The following is a 15,081-nucleotide window of genomic DNA, read 5'->3' on the forward strand; positions in this document are numbered from 1 at the left end:
AGTCACAGCCAGCGTAAAAGCGTCCGAAATCACTCGACAAGGGTGTGGCTAGGGGTGTGCTTCAGGGTTTGGCGTGGATATGTATTTTTCTTCACCAGTTTCTAGGTTTTTCACCCGGTTTAGGCTAGTGTGAACGCGTACTTAATTTGATAGACACGGGTGCTCGGTGAAAATCCGGGCTGAGATCTGGCACAGCCAGGACCGTTGAACCTGATCCGGATAATGCCGGCGATAGGGAGGAAATAATGGCTAGTCCCGCCATGCAAAAAACTAATCAACCAAAGTCTTCTTGGCGTGTTATTGACATTGTCATCGCATCCGTTTTGGGTGTCGCGTGTGGATTGATTTTCATCGTCTGGAACTCCATCGGCTATGCCTGGACCACGGCATTTAACGCTCTAACTCCTGGTTTGGGTGGAATTGCCATCGGTATTTGGCTGTTGGGCGGAGTGTTGGGTGGTTTAGTAATCCGCAAACCTGGCGCTGCGATTTTCGTGGAAGTTGTCGCCGCTTGTGTTTCAGCGGCGCTAGCCTCACAGTTTGGTATCTCCACCATCTACTCCGGAATTGCGCAAGGCATTGGTGCAGAAATTATCTTTGCGTTGTTCCTCTACCGTCGTTACAGCCTTCCAACCACCATGTTTGCAGGAATGGGTGCCGGTGTTGGCGCAATTTTCCTTGAGATGTTCTTCTACGGAAACTTGGCAAAATCCCTGTCCTTCAACGTCATCTATTCCGTCACAGTGTTGATCTCTGGCGCGATTTTGGCTGGACTGCTCAGCTGGTTCTTGGTTAAAGCGCTTGCGCGAACTGGTGCACTGGATCGATTTGCCGCTGGCCGCGAGGTTTAAATGACCACCACACTTGGCACGCGCGTTGTGGCGCGCAACTTTGGCTACCGCCATGCATCCAGGCAAAACCCTGCGCTCGAAAACGTTAACTTTGAGGTTAAACCAGGTGAGCGCATACTTCTTACCGGCGCGTCAGGCGCCGGAAAATCCACGCTCCTCGCCGCACTGGCCGGCGTCCTCGGCGGCTCCGACGAGGGCATAAGCATGGGGGAATTGCTTGTCGACGCCCCCTCCATCGGTTTAGTTCTCCAAGATCCAGATTCCCAAGTCATTGCTTCTCGCATCGGTGATGATGTGGCATTTGGGTGTGAAAATCTCCAGATCCCGCGCAAGGAAATCTGGCCACGAGTAGAACGCGCACTGAAATTAGTTGGTTTGGATCTCCCTCTTAACCATCCCACCAAGTATCTTTCGGGAGGCCAAAAACAACGCTTGGCGCTAGCTGGTGTTATTGCGATGGGTGCGCGGTTAATTTTGCTTGATGAACCCACCGCGAACCTTGACCCCCAGGGACAACGTGATGTTGTCGCAGCTGTGGATCGAGTAGTGGCGGAAACGGGCGCAACACTTATTGTGGTGGAGCACCGCCATGAACTGTGGTTAAACACCATTGACCGCATTATCAGTATTTCTGATGGCCGGGATATCCAGCCTGAGCAGTTGCAAAGAGTTGGTAGGTTGCCTAAGGCGCAGCCGTCGAAAAGCAATCCGATTTTGTGGGCGCAGGACTTGCTTTGTACCTGGGGCGGCATGCGTTGTTTTGAGGTGCCGGAAGGCGCCTCCACGGTGATCACTGGGCCCAATGGCGCTGGAAAATCTACGCTCGCGTTGACGATGGGTGGACTGATTCCGCCTAAAAGTGGGCAGCTGGAGCTTTCCGAAGGTTTAAGAAAAGGACTAAAAAATCCGCCGCACAAGTGGCGTTCCGCCGAGCTTGCTGCCCGCATTGGCACGGTGTTTCAAGATCCTGAGCATCAGTTCGTTGCCCGCACCGTTCGTGATGAGCTGGAAATTGGGCCCAAAATCATGAAAGTGGATGCTGGAGACCGGATTGAGGAATTACTTGACCGTCTGCGGTTGCGTCATCTAGAACACGCCAATCCTTTTACTTTAAGTGGTGGCGAAAAACGTCGACTGTCGGTAGCAACCGCATTGGTGGCTGCGCCGAAGCTTCTTATTTTGGATGAGCCAACCTTTGGTCAAGATCCTGAAACTTTTACAGAGCTGGTGCTATTGCTGCGTGAATTGACCGAAACTGGCATCAGCGTGGTCTCTGTCACCCATGATCCAGATTTCATTGCAGCATTGGGCGATCATCACATTGAGGTGACAACACGATGAATCTTCTAGCCAATATCAATCCCGTCACCAGAATCATCGCGCTCATGGTATTAACCACGCCATTGTTGTTGAGCGTGGATGTCATGTCGGCGGCAATCGCGCTGGCGGCAACGATCATCATGGCGCCGTTTGCTGGTGTGACGTGGAAAATGTTGCTTAAACGTGGCTGGCCTTTGTTTCTCATGGCACCCGTGGCTGCGCTGTCCATGGCTCTATATGGAAGACCAGAAGGCAAAGAGTATTTCAGCTTTTTACTCATTCACGTGACGGATAATTCGCTAGCGCTGGCAGCTGCAATTGGATTAAGAGTCCTTGCCATCGGCCTACCTGTGGTTGTGTTAATCGCCAAAATTGATCCCACTGATCTCGGCGATGGCCTGGCCCAACTGCTGAAATTACCCGAGCGTTTTGTGATTGGGGCAGTGGCGGGAAGCCGTTTGATGACACTTTTCCGTGAAGATTGGTATTCCATGTCCCGTGCACGACGTGCCCGCGGTATCGCTGATCAAGGACGGATTAAGCACTTTTTCACCATGACTTTTGGGCTGTTGGTGCTGTCGCTTCGTCGTGGGTCAAAACTTGCAACAGCAATGGAAGCTCGCGGTTTTGGTGGAACTCAAGGTCGCACGTGGGCGCGTGAATCTACGGTCGGAATCCGTGATGCCGTCTTGATTGTGGTGTGTGCGGCGATCTCAGCAAGTGCCATTTTCATAGCCATTCAGACGGGATTCTTTAAATTCCTCGGAACCTAAGCGCACATGAATATTGTCTTAATTGATGGGCAATCTGGTGCAGGCAAGACAACCTTGGCCTTAGATCTAGCAGCCCAAACAGGTTTCCAACTAGTCCACCTGGATGATTTTTATCCCGGGTGGACTGGACTTGCTGCTGCCTCAGAGATTGTCGCTCACAGTATTCTGACTGCGGACAATCCTGGTTACCACCGGTGGGATTGGGACAACAATAAGAAAGGAGAGTGGGTTTCTCTAATACCTGGTCGAAGCATAATTATCGAAGGCGCTGGCTCGATAACGCAGTCGTCAAAAGCTAGAGCAGCGGCGTTGGGGTGTCTGCTTACAATCCGTATCACCGGTCCAGAACACGTGCGAAAACACCGTGCGTTAAAGCGAGATCCAGGCTATGCACCTTTTTGGGATTTATGGGCTGATCAGGAGCGACAGCATTTTGCTCAAGGTATTGAGGTCGATCACGAGATTGTGCTAGGTTCGGATAAGACTGCGGGACGACCCGAAGTTATTTTTTGACAGCCTGGGAACGGCCCAGAGTTCTTAAGAAAGTTTGACCAGAGAACATGCCGTTTTCTTTGTTAAAACCTTTGTTGAAACCACTTGATTACGCCCGCATCATTATTGGCTGGGCATCAATTTTCCTGATCCCCTTGATTGCCTTGCCTTCTATTTTGGAGTTGGCAGTGATCGTAGCGGTCATCCTATTCTGCGCGTTTGGCGTAGTGAAAATGGCCGAGCGATTGGCTCATATCTTGGGAGATCCTTTTGGCTCGTTGATTCTCACATTGTCCATCGTGATTATTGAGGTCATTTTGATCTGTGCAGTCATGCTTGGGCCAGGGGATAGTGCGATTGCTGGGCGAGATTCCGTGATGGCCGTATCTATGATCATCATGGGATTAGTCGTGGGACTGTGTCTTTTGATCGGTGGATTAAGGCACGGAAGTATGCCACACAATGGTGTGGGGGCTCCTACGTATTTGACGCTGATTACCACATTTTCGGTGATTGCTTTTGCCGTGCCAGCATTTTTAGGTGAGTACACACCAGGGCAATCCATTGTTATAGCTGTTTTAACTGTCGTTGTTTATGGGTTCTTCCTGCTGCGCCAGACAGGTGCACAGGCAAGTGAATTCCAAGAAGTTGAAGTGGCAGAAAAAGCTCAAGACGCTATCAAATGGGAAGTTCCATTTCGTGGTGTGGTGCTGATCATCACGGTCCTTCCCATCGTGATGCTGTCCCATAATATGGCGCAGGCGATGGATGAGGTGTTGGATAGTCTTGGCGCTCCGGTAGCTATGGCGGGGTTAATTATTGCCACCATTGTCTTTTTGCCGGAAACCATCACATCACTTAAAGCCGCGTGGACTGGGGAAATTCAAAGGGTCAGCAATTTGGCTCATGGAGCACTTGTCTCCACAGTCGGCCTAACAATTCCTTCAGTGTTGATCATTGGAACGATCACTGGCCAAGAAGTAATTTTGGGAGAAACTCCCATTAATTTATTGTTGCTCGGCACCACGATCGCGGTCACTGCTATTGCATTTAGCGCGAGGAAAGTAAGTGCGGTTCATGGATCAGTACTGCTGATGGTGTTTGGAGTTTATATGATGAGCATGTTTGGCTGACTTAGGTAGCCTGGTGGTCATGAGTGCACTTGAAACTTTGCAATGGCAAGATTGGTCCAGTGTGTTGGTGGTTGTAGCTCACCCGGATGATCCTGAATATGGATTATCTGCTGCGGTTAAAGAGTGGACAGATGCGGGTATTGAAGTGTCATACTTGCTTCTTACTCACGGTGAAGCAGGAATCCAAGGACTTGATCCAGCAGAAACTGGTCCTTTGCGTGCAGCGGAGCAACAAGCTGCATGTGAGCAGGTAGGAGTTAAAAATTTAACAATCCTGGATCATCCGGATTCCATGCTTGTTTATAATCTTGAACTGCGTAAAGATATTGCCCGTGAGATCCGGATACGGAAACCAAATGCCGTGGTGGTCACCAATTTTGAGGTGGAGGCGTATGGTGGGCTTAATCAGGCTGACCACCGCGTTGCGGGGTTAGCGGGAATTGATGGCACGCGTGATGCTGCTAATCCTTGGGCGCAACCAGAGCTGCTAGCAGAAGGCCACCAGCCGTGGGGAGCGGACGTGATTATCATTGCGGGCCATCCACAGCCCACCCACACCATGGAATTATCCAAGGAATCTGTTGATGCCGGTGTAGCTTCCCTCCAAGCGCACAAGGAATATCTTGCAGCATTGCCTGATCACCCGAAACCTGAAGAATTTATCCCAGCAGCGCTTAGTATTGAAGGCGGTTATGCTGCGGGGTTCCGGGTTTTTGGACGGTAAGCAATGGGAAGTTTGTTGATCAAGTAGCTCCACAACACCCACACTGCGCACAGGATCAATACTTCGGCGACGATATAAAAAGGCCAGCCTCCAAGCAGGTCAAGTATTGATGCTGATTCTGGTTCGGTGGAGAGATACCCGTAGTTGGTGCCCAAAAATGCATTGACGATGAGGCAAAGAATGCCCCAACTGATTGCCCAGGCAACGGATATCACCACCCCAAAAATCCCTGGTTTTTCACCGAATCCAAACAGTAAAATTATTGCTGCCAGGAATACGGTGATGTGCATGAACCAATACATGGTGAATTCAAGCCATGGTACCTGCATGTATTGCACATCCGGGGTCAGCAAGGACATGAGGTTAGTGGTGGTGCCCCACAAAATGGTTACCGATGTAGCCCACTGAGCTCTGGTGATCAGTGCAATTGCGGTGATCACACGAAGCAAATCTGAAAAGTGGAAAGGCCAGGATTGCTCCACGGTGTAATAAGCAGGCAGGAACCCCCAAAAGGTCCATGCGGTTGTCAGCACGAGCAGTAGCCAGCCAAGAAATGGGGCAAAATTAAAACGCCGCACAAGTGGCACTGCTATAAGTGACAACACGGCAGCTGTTATGAGCATAGAAATATGCTCAATTTCGTATTGGGGCATCGCACCAAGAGCTGCAGTATATTCCATATCTATTTAATTTACATAGTTGTGTAGATGGCGTCCCGTATGGGTACTGGTTTTGATTAGATCGGCAGGGGAGCCTTCGAAGACAACCTTGCCGCCGTCGGATCCAGCGCCCGGGCCAATATCAATGATGTGGTCTGCGTGTGCGAGCACACCCAGGTGATGTTCAATAACGATCACCGTTTTGCCGTCATCAACAAGCTGATCGAAAAGGCTCAGCAGCGTTTTAATATCCGCCAGGTGCAGACCAGTTGTCGGCTCATCCAAAATAAAAACAGATGCTTTGTCTGCCATGTGCGTAGCGAGTTTTAGTCGTTGGCGTTCTCCACCTGACAAGGTTGTGAGTGGTTGGCCTAGGGTGATGTAGCCGAGGCCGACGTCGACAAGCCGTTTTGCGATTTTCGCCGCAGGCAAAATCTTTGAATCCTTCGCAGAGAAAAACTCCGATGCATTGTCCGCAGACATGGACAACACTTCGGCGATATCCCTGCCACCGAAATGAAAATGCAACACGGACTCATCAAATCGCTTGCCTTCACAGACCTCACAAGGCGAAGACACCCCAGCCATCATGCCTAAATCAACATACACCGAACCAGCACCCTTACAATTCGGGCACGCACCTTCAGAGTTGGGAGAAAACAGCGCGGGTTTTACATCATTGGCCTTGGCAAATGCCTTTCGGATTGAATCCAACATGCCGGTGTAGGTTGCAGGATTTGAGCGATTAGAGCCATGAATCGCAGTTTGATCAACAAAAACCACAGACTCATCGCGGGGAATTTCATGGATCAACGAAGACTTTCCAGAACCCGCCACACCTGAAATTGCGGTGAGGACACCGAGCGGAATATCGACATCCACATCAGCCAAATTATTCCGATTAGCTCCACGAATCTCCAGCGCGCCCTGCGGCGCACGCACAGATTCCTTCAACGACGCTCGGTCATTAAAATGGCGGCCGGTCACGGTGTCGCTGCTTTTTAGCTTTTCGACGCTTCCCTCAAACCGAATTTCACCTCCACCTGCGCCCGCACCGGGCCCTAGATCAATCACATGATCAGCAATTGCAATGGTTTCAGGTTTATGCTCAACAACCAACACGGTATTGCCTTTATCGCGAAGATCCAGCAGCAACTTATTCATGCGTTCAATATCGTATGCATGCAGACCTGCCGTTGGTTCATCAAAAACATAGGTGACATCAGTTAACGCAGAGCCAAGGTGCCGGATCATTTTGGTGCGTTGGGCTTCGCCTCCAGACAAACTTCCAGCTGGGCGATCGAGTTGGATATATCCCAAGCCGATTTCCACGAAGTTATCTAAAGTTTCAGTCAAGGCAGTAAGCAGGGGAGCAACCGAGGGGGCGGAAACCGTTTTGATCCACTGAGCTAAATCGCGAACCTCCATGGCACACAACTCAGCGATATTTTTGCCATTAATTTTAGATTCCAAAGCATGGGGAGCTAGACGAGTGCCACCACAAGCTGGACATGGAATAAACGTCACTGCGCGATCAACAAAAGCTCGGATGTGTTTTTGCATTCCTTCGCGATCTTTCGACAGCATCGATTTTTGAATGCGCGGGATCAAACCTTCATAGGTCATGTTGATGCCAGCAATTTTCATCTTGGTAGGTTCAAGATAAAGAAAGTTGTGGCGTTCTTCATCTGTGAAATCCTGGATCGGTTTGGCGGGATCAAACAACCCAGACTCGGTATACATCCGATAATTCCAACCGCCCGGTGTGTAGCCCGGAATGGTTAGGGCGTTGTCGTTGAGGGAGAGGGAGGCGTCGAAAAGCTCTTTGAGATCAATGTCTGAGGCCCTGCCCATGCCCTCGCACGCTGGGCACATACCGCCCGTGCGCTTGAAGGTTGCCTTCTCCCGCTTGGTTTTGTTGCCCTTTTCCACGGTGATGGCGCCAGCTGCCGACACTGATGGAACATTGAAAGAATAAGCACCCGGGCCACCAGCATTGGGTTCCGCGATCCGTGAGAACAAAATACGCAGCATGGCAGTGGCATCAGTAGCAGTACCCACAGTCGAGCGCGGATTAGCGCCCATCTGTTCTTGATCGACAATAATCGCCGTGGTGATTCCTTCTAGATGATCAACGTCAGGCCTAGCCATCGATGGCATAAAGCCCTGCACAAAAGTGCTGTACGTTTCATTGATCAGACGGCGCGACTCTGCTGCAATTGTGCCGAAAACCAGCGAGGATTTACCCGATCCAGAAACTCCGGTAAATACCGTAAGGCGCCTTTTAGGAATGCGAACCGAGACATTCTTGAGGTTATTTTCATTGGCACCATGGACCGAAATCCAATCGTGGGAATCTGCTTTTTGCATAGGTTTTATCGTACCGTTTGCCGGTGACAAATTGATTCAGTTAAACGATTTCTAGCACCAATTGAAAACTCTCCCTAGTATGGGGCCATGGCAAAAACACATTTTCAAGGTAATGAAACTGCAACCTCCGGCGAACTGCCACAGGTTGGCGATAATTTGGCGGACTTCAACCTGGTGACCACTGATCTAGCAGAAATTTCCTCCAAGGATTTCCAGGGCCGCAAGCTCGTTTTAAATATCTTCCCGTCGGTTGATACTGGTGTCTGCGCAGCTTCTGTACGTAAGTTCAACGAAGAAGCAGCGGGGCTAGATAACACCACCGTGTTGTGTGTTTCTAAGGACCTTCCATTCGCACTGGGTCGTTTCTGCTCCGCAGAAGGTATTGAAAACGTCACCGCTGCGTCCGCATTCCGCTCTACTTTCGGTGAGGACAACGGCATTGTCCTTGAAGGTTCCCCACTTAAGGGTCTGCTGGCACGAAGCGTTGTTGTTGCAGATGAAAACGGCAAGGTTATCTACACCCAGCTGGTTGATGAGATCACCACTGAGCCTGATTACGAGGCTGCACTAGCTGCACTGAACTAATTGCTCATCTGTACAGACTAATTTAGGGAAGCTTCGGTGGTATCCACCGAAGCTTCTGTGCTTGATGCGGGTGCTTCTGATGTAGTGATCATTTCAGTATATGGCGTGGCGGTTGGTGGTTGAGTTGTTTCAGGGGTCTCGGTCTGCTCTGGTAGTTCAGTTGGTTCTTCACTAGTAGTGGTTTCAACTGGTTCGTCTTCAATCTCAGCGAACGTGGGTGGTAGGGCAAGTGGGGGTTGCATAGAAGTCGACGTTTGAGAAGTTTTTGATTCTTCCTCTCTGGAAGGATCATTGGTTCCAATGTGAAGTTCAGAGGTCGTTGTTTCTTGGTACCAGTCTGAGTAGGAGGGGGATTCGCCAGGAACGCTCGGGCTGGATATTACTGTAGAACCTTGGGGAGCAGGACTTACCGCATCGTGGTTTTGCGGGGCCGCAAGCGGAACCATAACCTGATTAGGGGACTGCACGCTAGATGGCATTGCATTAGCCAGGTCTAGATCGCTTGGACCTGAAGTTGCGTCAACGGGTCTGCTAGATAATGTGGTCAGCGGTGTTGATTTTGCGCTCACAACCGATGTACTAGTGGCATCGATATAGGTGTTTGCAGTGATAAAAACAAACACCGGAACGGATGCCATGAGTCCTACCGACGACAACAGATTCCAAAATTGTGTATTGCCACCACGACGCCGAGCAAATAGCACAACAACAGCTGTCAAGAGTAAAACAGCTCCTGTGATCGAATATGCAATCCAATAATTGGGGGCAAAATTGCTAGCTGGTAAAACGGCCGCCAAACTGGCTCCGCCAGCAACCAAAGCTGCATGGGGACTGTAGGCGACTATTTTATCTGCCGTGGGAGTCCATGGCCTGGCTTGCGTGGGTTGTTCGGAGATAGCTTCAGAAAATTGTTTAACCGAGCTTCGGTAGTTGTTCAGATCAGATTGATAAGGCACTAAAGTTGGGACCCTTAATGCACCAAGGCGACGTTGATCCTTTGTCCACTTCTCGAAAGGCAAGGCATCAAGTTCAATGCAGACGCTGGTTCCCACGCGGAATACTCGCCCATGGACCATCGGACGGACGCCGTGCCTAGAGCAATACTGAACGGCACTGGATAACGCTGCTGCATCATCAATGTCTAAAACCGCACATTCGATTCCGTTGTACAACAAACTGAGCACTGATTGCTGTTCATGAAGCTCAAATAAAACTGTTGATTTTGGAAGGAAACACTGGAAAAGAGCGCTTGCTGTAGGTTCTGCGTACCACAAAGCACCACCAGGAATCAGGGTACTTTCGACCTGGGGTGGCTGATTCATAATCAGGGCAAAATCTAGATCGGGTAAAACTATCGACGCCAGTGTGCCTCGGGCTGGGGTGAGGTGGAGCTGGCAGCTGATGAGGTAGCCGGAGGCGAAAATGCGCAGTAGTTGAGAATTCAGCAAAACCGCAGAGTCTTTAACTGTACCGATGAAGGTATGGCCTACCCATACACCTAGTTTCGCCCCTGACTCTATTGGCGCAATGACAGCTTCAATAAGTCCTTCGTGCTGCTCGGGAGTGATAAGTGATTTCAGTGCGAAGCGGTTGACATATTCAAGCGCATAGCTCTGAGTCGGTGTCGCAGAAGAAGCAGGCACTAAATTATATGTGTCACCCTCGAAATTAAGCAGAGGAACGGCGGGGTAGTGATTTGTGGTACCTATTGTGCCAATTCCTTTCTCATGCGTTCTTGCTTAACTATGTACGATAAGTGCGTTATTATACAAGGTTTCTTGAAAACTGTATTAAGAAAATCTATTAAATCAATTTACTGACTTATTAGTTTTCTTTGGAATCATTTTGGTGATCAAAGAAACGATCACTGTGATGATTGCACCCCAAGCTAAACCAAACACCAGTGAACCTGAAGTGTTACCAATCCATCCTAGAACACTTCCGCCCATTCCTTGAGCCCACGTTTCAAGGCCATGAATTAGGTGGTAGGGAAGTCCCCAGCCAAGTTCATCAGTACCAACAACCACGATGTGTCCACCGACCCATAACATGGCAAAAACACCAACTACGGAAATAATCTGCAAAATAACCGGCATTGCCTTAACTAGTCCACGTCCAAATTTTTTAATGCCGGCGGAATCTCGTTTTGCAAGGGCAAGTCCAACGTCATCCATTTTCACCAAGACCGCTACTACACCGTAAACAAGTGCTGTGATGGCGATACCAACGACAAAGAGCACGGCAGCTTGCATCCACACAGTTTGGTCGGCAACCCCATTTAAAGAGATCACCATGATTTCTGCAGACAAAATGAGGTCTGTGGTGATCGCACTTCTGACTAGTTGGTCTTCAGATTTTGGGCTCTCATGAGATTTCGGTGTGGTGCTGTGCTCTTCACCTTTCATCCTTTTGTGGATGGAGTGCCAGATTTTCTCTGCGCCTTCGAAGCATAAATAAGATCCACCCAGCATGAGAATTGGAGTTAAGGCCCACGGAGCAAAAGCTGACAGTAGTAGAGCAATCGGCAAAATGATGATGATCTTGTTCACCACCGAACCTTTGGCGATGCGCCAAATCATCGGCAGCTCGCGGGCGGGTTTCACCCCCTGCACATACTGTGGCGTAACTGCCGTGTCATCGACAACTACTCCAGCCGCTTTCAGGCTAGTTTTTCCAGCCATTGTTGTGACATCGTCGAGGCTGGCAGAGGCAGCTCGAGTAATTGCTGCGACATCGTCTAGAAGCGCTGCTAGTCCACCGGCCATGGAAGTCTCCTTTAAAACATTAAGGGGCAAAACTTTAAGGGGTAATTCTTACAAATCTTAATCGTGCTCAGGCAAGATGGCAGGTATGAAAATTGCGATCATTGGTGCTGGTGCAGTAGGTGGATATTTTGCAGCCTTGCTACAAGAGTCTGGGGCAGACGTCACCTTAGTTGCCCGCGGGCAAACTTTAGAAGTTTTACAGTCTAGTGGCCTTCGGGTTAAAGATGCTAAAAGTGACCGCTACGTGCAGGTTCCTGCTGTTGCAAGTGTGCAGGAATTACCCGAAGTAGATGTAGTGATGATTGCTACCAAGGCATTAGCCACGTCCACGAACACTGAGGAACTTTTGCGGGGATTACCTGAAAATGCTGTCGTGGCGATAACCCAAAATTCTGTGGAATCTGCTGATATCGCAGCTGAAGTTGTCGGCACTGACCGTGTATGGCCTGGCGTTGTTCGAGGATTTTTCGTCCATGATGGTCCAGCGCAGGTCTCATATTTAGGTGGTCCGCTGTCGTATACATTCGGCGATTCGGGTGAGCTTTCCCAACAGTTTGCGGACATCTTGAATGAAGCTGGGATTGACGGAATCTTCCATCCCGATATTTTGGTTGATGTCTGGGAGAAAGCAATGTTCGTGGAGGTGTTCGGCGGGTTGGGGGCTTTCGTCGAAAAGCAATTAGGAACCCTGCGCACGCATTTCCGGGCTTCCCTGGAAGCTTTAATGGAAGAAGTCGCCGAGGTCGCGACAGGACTGGGGATTGCGTTGCCGAGCGACGCGGTGGAGCGCACGATGAATTTTGCGGATCGCATGCCAGAGGATTCGACAAGTTCTATGCAACGCGATATCGCTGATGGCGTCCCTAGTGAACTTGATGCGCAAACTGGTGCGATTGTGCGTGCAGCACGCAAAGTGGGAGTAAAAACTCCGCTTCATGATCTTATTTATGCAGCTCTTAGCCTGAAAGAAGAGGAAAACGGACTTTAGGGATAGAATCAAGATCCATGATCGTTACCTCCACTGCGCGTGTTACTACTGATCGTCCTTCACGTTACGCAAAACAGCTGACTAGCCATTTGGGTGAAAAGCTCAACACAAATTGGGATCCAGAAGCTGAACGGGGCTCTGTTGTGTTGGCTGGCAAGGGCGCTGACCATGAAGATGAACGCTTCGCGTTCGAGGGGTCTGCCACGTGCGATCTGGTAGCAGGCGAGGGCGTGCTGCTGCTTCATATTGAATCGCCAGCCGAGCTGGTCGAACGGCTAGAAAGCGTTATCGGACGTCATCTGGTCGGTTTCGCGCGGCGCGAAGAGATGAAAATAGCTTTTCGACGTGGCGATGGATCAGAAGGGCTCTACTTTGAAACCGTCTGAACTGGAACCATCTGAACCAATCCGCATCGCAGCAGTGGTGATTTACAATCAGCACAGGCAGGTGCTGAGCGTTAGAAAAACTGGCACGTCTGCGTTCATGCTTCCAGGTGGCAAACTTGAACCAGGAGAAACACCGCAAGCTGCAGCTATCCGAGAAATTTCCGAAGAACTTCACTTTGATCTTAAAGAAGAAGAGGTTGATTTTCTTGGACATTTTGAAGCGCCAGCAGCCAACGAACCAGGATTTTTTGTTGACTGCCATGTTTTCACAGCAGTCGACTTAACGCTGAATGACACCCCAGAGGTTTTTGAAGAACTAGCCGAAGCAGCATTCTTCCCGCTAGATTCAACGTCCCCTAAGCTAGCGCCGTTGAGTAAAGATGTGTTTGCTGTGCTGGCAGGAACTTAAAACACGAAAAACAGCAATGGCACTGCGGTGCACACCATGAGCCCGCCGATCAAAATGAGGAAGAATCTCAATGTGGCATCACGCCGTGCAGTGAGCCTTCGAACCTGCGTGGAATCATCCTTGTTTACCAGGAGAGGAATAATCGCACCTTTGGACGTGATCGGTCGGGGAGTGGACTTTGGCAACACTCCAAAGACTTGGACGTGATCAAGCTCAAAGCTGTATTGCATCAAATAGCGTTCATCTTCAAGTTCAAGAAAACCGGTCACTTCTGCCTCAACCTCAATGGCATGAGCTTTGAACCGTCGATCTTCAAGAATGAAGTGAACGCCTACACCGATACAGACTACTCCCACGATAAGGACTATCAGCAGGGAGATCAGCATGTTTTTAGAAGCTGCTCACTGCCCAACCGCCAATGGTTGATCCAGTGTAAGGCTGTGGGGCAGGGATCGCGGTGGGATACTCCGTGGCATCAACAACAGGTGCAGGGGTTCCAACAATTGGAGCAATCTGCTTACCGGTATATCGAGAAATCCAATCTGTATATTCTGCAACTGGAACGTACCAACCAACGGTGCCGTCTTGTGCAGCGGCATTTTCCACGGATGTGGACATGCTGAGAACACCTGCAAGTTGGCCACCAATGTACAGCGGCCCACCGGAATCACCTGGCATCAAACGGCCATTGGTGACGGTGCCTTCCAACATGACCGCACTACGATCAGGGCTTGGCACATTGACCACCCTGCGTTGAATCTGCACATCAGCTTCCTGAGCTACTTTTTGGCCAAGTGCGGCGTATCCACCCCAGCCGGTAGCACGACCAATTTCACCAGGCTGCACATGTGAACCATAAAAATCAACAGTGCTGCCTTGATGTGGAAGCTCAACCAAAGCCAGATCTGCGGTGGGGTGAATAATTGCTTGGGCAACAGGCTGGAAAGGGCTGAACGTGCTCGAACCAACCGCAGCGCCAGCATTACCGGACTCAGGAATGCAATGGCGAGCTGTGAGAGCCCATGTAGAGGTGATCATTGTTGCTGAACATGCGGTTGCGCCGATATGTAGACGTACAATTGCATCTGAAGGTGCGCTAGAGCCGGTGACATTGCGAGCATTTGCCAAAGCATGCGCAGGTGCTGTTGCCAACAAAGAGCTTGAAGCGACTGTGAGCGCTGCGAGCACGGACAGAGCCTTGGTGGTAAATGACGCAGAAGACATAGGGAACAGTCTAGATGGTTGTTCTACAAAATGCTGTCACAGGATGCTATCAATGACCTCAATCTTAGGGCGCGCAATGCGCGCTCCTTCATCCGTCACCACAATGGGGCGCTGAAGGAGCCTGGGATGGGCGACGATGGCGTCGATAAGCTGATTTTCTGGAGTTTCAGGCGATAGACCTAATTCTTTGTATTCGGCTTCGCCAGTTCTTATGCCGTCATGCACAGCAATCCCCAAGTTGCTAAATAACTCTTTCAATTCGGTGGCAGTGGGGGTGTCCTTTAAGTACTGGACAATTTCAGGCTCAATGTCTTTGTCACGCAAGTAGGCAAGAGTGTTTCTAGATGTGGAACAACGCGGATTGTGGAACATAGTGACTTTCATAACGATCAGCCTACTAGT

17 protein-coding genes and 1 riboswitch are annotated in these 15,081 nt (G+C 50.1%); of the genes, 10 read left to right on the top strand and 7 right to left on the bottom strand.

Annotation, left to right across the window (positions count from 1 at the left end; genetic code table 11):
• The first annotated feature begins 145 nt into the window (after positions 1 to 145).
• Positions 146 to 255, top strand: a riboswitch (TPP riboswitch).
• From N24_RS06095 to N24_RS06120, 6 genes are all read left to right on the top strand, one after another.
• Positions 246 to 851: an ECF transporter S component gene (locus tag N24_RS06095; RefSeq protein ID WP_096455231.1), complete on the top strand. Its 606-nt coding sequence runs from the start codon at positions 246 to 248 to the stop codon at positions 849 to 851. Its footprint overlaps the riboswitch before it by 10 nt.
• Positions 852 to 2,192, top strand: coding sequence for an ABC transporter ATP-binding protein (locus N24_RS06100; protein WP_096455233.1), 1,341 nt, complete (start codon positions 852 to 854; stop codon positions 2,190 to 2,192).
• Positions 2,189 to 2,944, top strand: coding sequence for an energy-coupling factor transporter transmembrane component T family protein (locus N24_RS06105; protein WP_096455235.1), 756 nt, complete (start codon positions 2,189 to 2,191; stop codon positions 2,942 to 2,944). The genes N24_RS06100 and N24_RS06105 overlap by 4 nt, the downstream gene beginning before the upstream one ends.
• A gap of 6 nt (positions 2,945 to 2,950) precedes the next feature.
• Complete coding sequence (locus tag N24_RS06110; RefSeq protein ID WP_167382045.1) at positions 2,951 to 3,457, top strand: nucleoside/nucleotide kinase family protein; 507 nt, start codon at positions 2,951 to 2,953, stop codon at positions 3,455 to 3,457.
• Between the two features lie 47 nt (positions 3,458 to 3,504).
• Positions 3,505 to 4,569: a calcium:proton antiporter gene (locus tag N24_RS06115; RefSeq protein ID WP_096455237.1), complete on the top strand. Its 1,065-nt coding sequence runs from the start codon at positions 3,505 to 3,507 to the stop codon at positions 4,567 to 4,569.
• Between the two features lie 19 nt (positions 4,570 to 4,588).
• Positions 4,589 to 5,293, top strand: a complete 705-nt coding sequence (locus tag N24_RS06120) for a PIG-L deacetylase family protein (RefSeq protein ID WP_167382046.1) — start codon at positions 4,589 to 4,591, stop codon at positions 5,291 to 5,293.
• Here N24_RS06120 and N24_RS06125 read toward each other — a convergent pair.
• Both N24_RS06125 and N24_RS06130 read right to left on the bottom strand, forming a co-directional pair.
• A complete protein-coding gene (locus N24_RS06125; RefSeq protein ID WP_096455241.1) occupies positions 5,260 to 5,973 on the bottom strand; it encodes a YwaF family protein in 714 nt (237 codons plus the stop codon). The genes N24_RS06120 and N24_RS06125 overlap by 34 nt on opposite strands.
• Before the next feature lie 6 nt (positions 5,974 to 5,979).
• Positions 5,980 to 8,322 carry an ATP-binding cassette domain-containing protein gene (locus N24_RS06130; RefSeq protein WP_096455243.1) on the bottom strand — a complete coding sequence of 781 codons (2,343 nt, stop codon included), beginning with the start codon at positions 8,320 to 8,322 and terminating at the stop codon, positions 5,980 to 5,982.
• Between the two features lie 87 nt (positions 8,323 to 8,409).
• On the opposite strand from N24_RS06130, the gene tpx reads away from it, so the two are divergent.
• Complete coding sequence (gene tpx / locus N24_RS06135; protein WP_096455245.1) at positions 8,410 to 8,907, top strand: thiol peroxidase; 498 nt, start codon at positions 8,410 to 8,412, stop codon at positions 8,905 to 8,907.
• A gap of 17 nt (positions 8,908 to 8,924) precedes the next feature.
• Here the strand turns inward: tpx and N24_RS06140 are convergent, their stop codons facing one another.
• Both N24_RS06140 and N24_RS06145 read right to left on the bottom strand, forming a co-directional pair.
• On the bottom strand, positions 8,925 to 10,550 hold the full coding sequence (locus N24_RS06140; protein WP_096455247.1) for a hypothetical protein: 1,626 nt from the start codon (positions 10,548 to 10,550) through the stop codon (positions 8,925 to 8,927).
• Between the two features lie 165 nt (positions 10,551 to 10,715).
• The gene (locus N24_RS06145; protein ID WP_096455249.1) at positions 10,716 to 11,672 is read right to left on the bottom strand and encodes a DUF808 domain-containing protein; all 957 of its coding nucleotides are present in this window, start codon (positions 11,670 to 11,672) and stop codon (positions 10,716 to 10,718) included.
• Between the two features lie 85 nt (positions 11,673 to 11,757).
• On the opposite strand from N24_RS06145, the gene N24_RS06150 reads away from it, so the two are divergent.
• Genes N24_RS06150 through N24_RS06160 form a run of 3 tightly spaced genes read left to right on the top strand, consistent with a single transcriptional unit; the run spans position 11,758 to position 13,455 of the window.
• Positions 11,758 to 12,660: a 2-dehydropantoate 2-reductase gene (locus tag N24_RS06150; protein WP_096459843.1), complete on the top strand. Its 903-nt coding sequence runs from the start codon at positions 11,758 to 11,760 to the stop codon at positions 12,658 to 12,660.
• Between the two features lie 17 nt (positions 12,661 to 12,677).
• Positions 12,678 to 13,046, top strand: coding sequence for a DUF2218 domain-containing protein (locus N24_RS06155; RefSeq protein WP_096455251.1), 369 nt, complete (start codon positions 12,678 to 12,680; stop codon positions 13,044 to 13,046).
• Complete coding sequence (locus N24_RS06160; RefSeq protein WP_231910916.1) at positions 13,033 to 13,455, top strand: NUDIX hydrolase; 423 nt, start codon at positions 13,033 to 13,035, stop codon at positions 13,453 to 13,455. Before N24_RS06155 ends, N24_RS06160 begins: the two co-directional genes overlap by 14 nt.
• Here N24_RS06160 and N24_RS06165 read toward each other — a convergent pair.
• The 3 genes from N24_RS06165 to arsC are packed head-to-tail and all read right to left on the bottom strand — an operon-like array spanning position 13,452 to position 15,063.
• Entirely contained in the window at positions 13,452 to 13,841 is a 390-nt protein-coding gene (locus tag N24_RS06165; protein ID WP_096455255.1) for a DUF3592 domain-containing protein, read from the bottom strand. The genes N24_RS06160 and N24_RS06165 overlap by 4 nt on opposite strands.
• A gap of 4 nt (positions 13,842 to 13,845) precedes the next feature.
• Entirely contained in the window at positions 13,846 to 14,679 is an 834-nt protein-coding gene (locus tag N24_RS06170) for a S1 family peptidase (RefSeq protein ID WP_096455257.1), read from the bottom strand.
• Between the two features lie 36 nt (positions 14,680 to 14,715).
• Positions 14,716 to 15,063, bottom strand: coding sequence for an arsenate reductase (glutaredoxin) (arsC, locus tag N24_RS06175; protein ID WP_096455259.1), 348 nt, complete (start codon positions 15,061 to 15,063; stop codon positions 14,716 to 14,718).
• Positions 15,064 to 15,081: the final 18 nt, after the last annotated feature.

This window comes from Corynebacterium suranareeae (assembly GCF_002355155.1).
GTDB lineage: Bacteria > Actinomycetota > Actinomycetes > Mycobacteriales > Mycobacteriaceae > Corynebacterium > Corynebacterium suranareeae.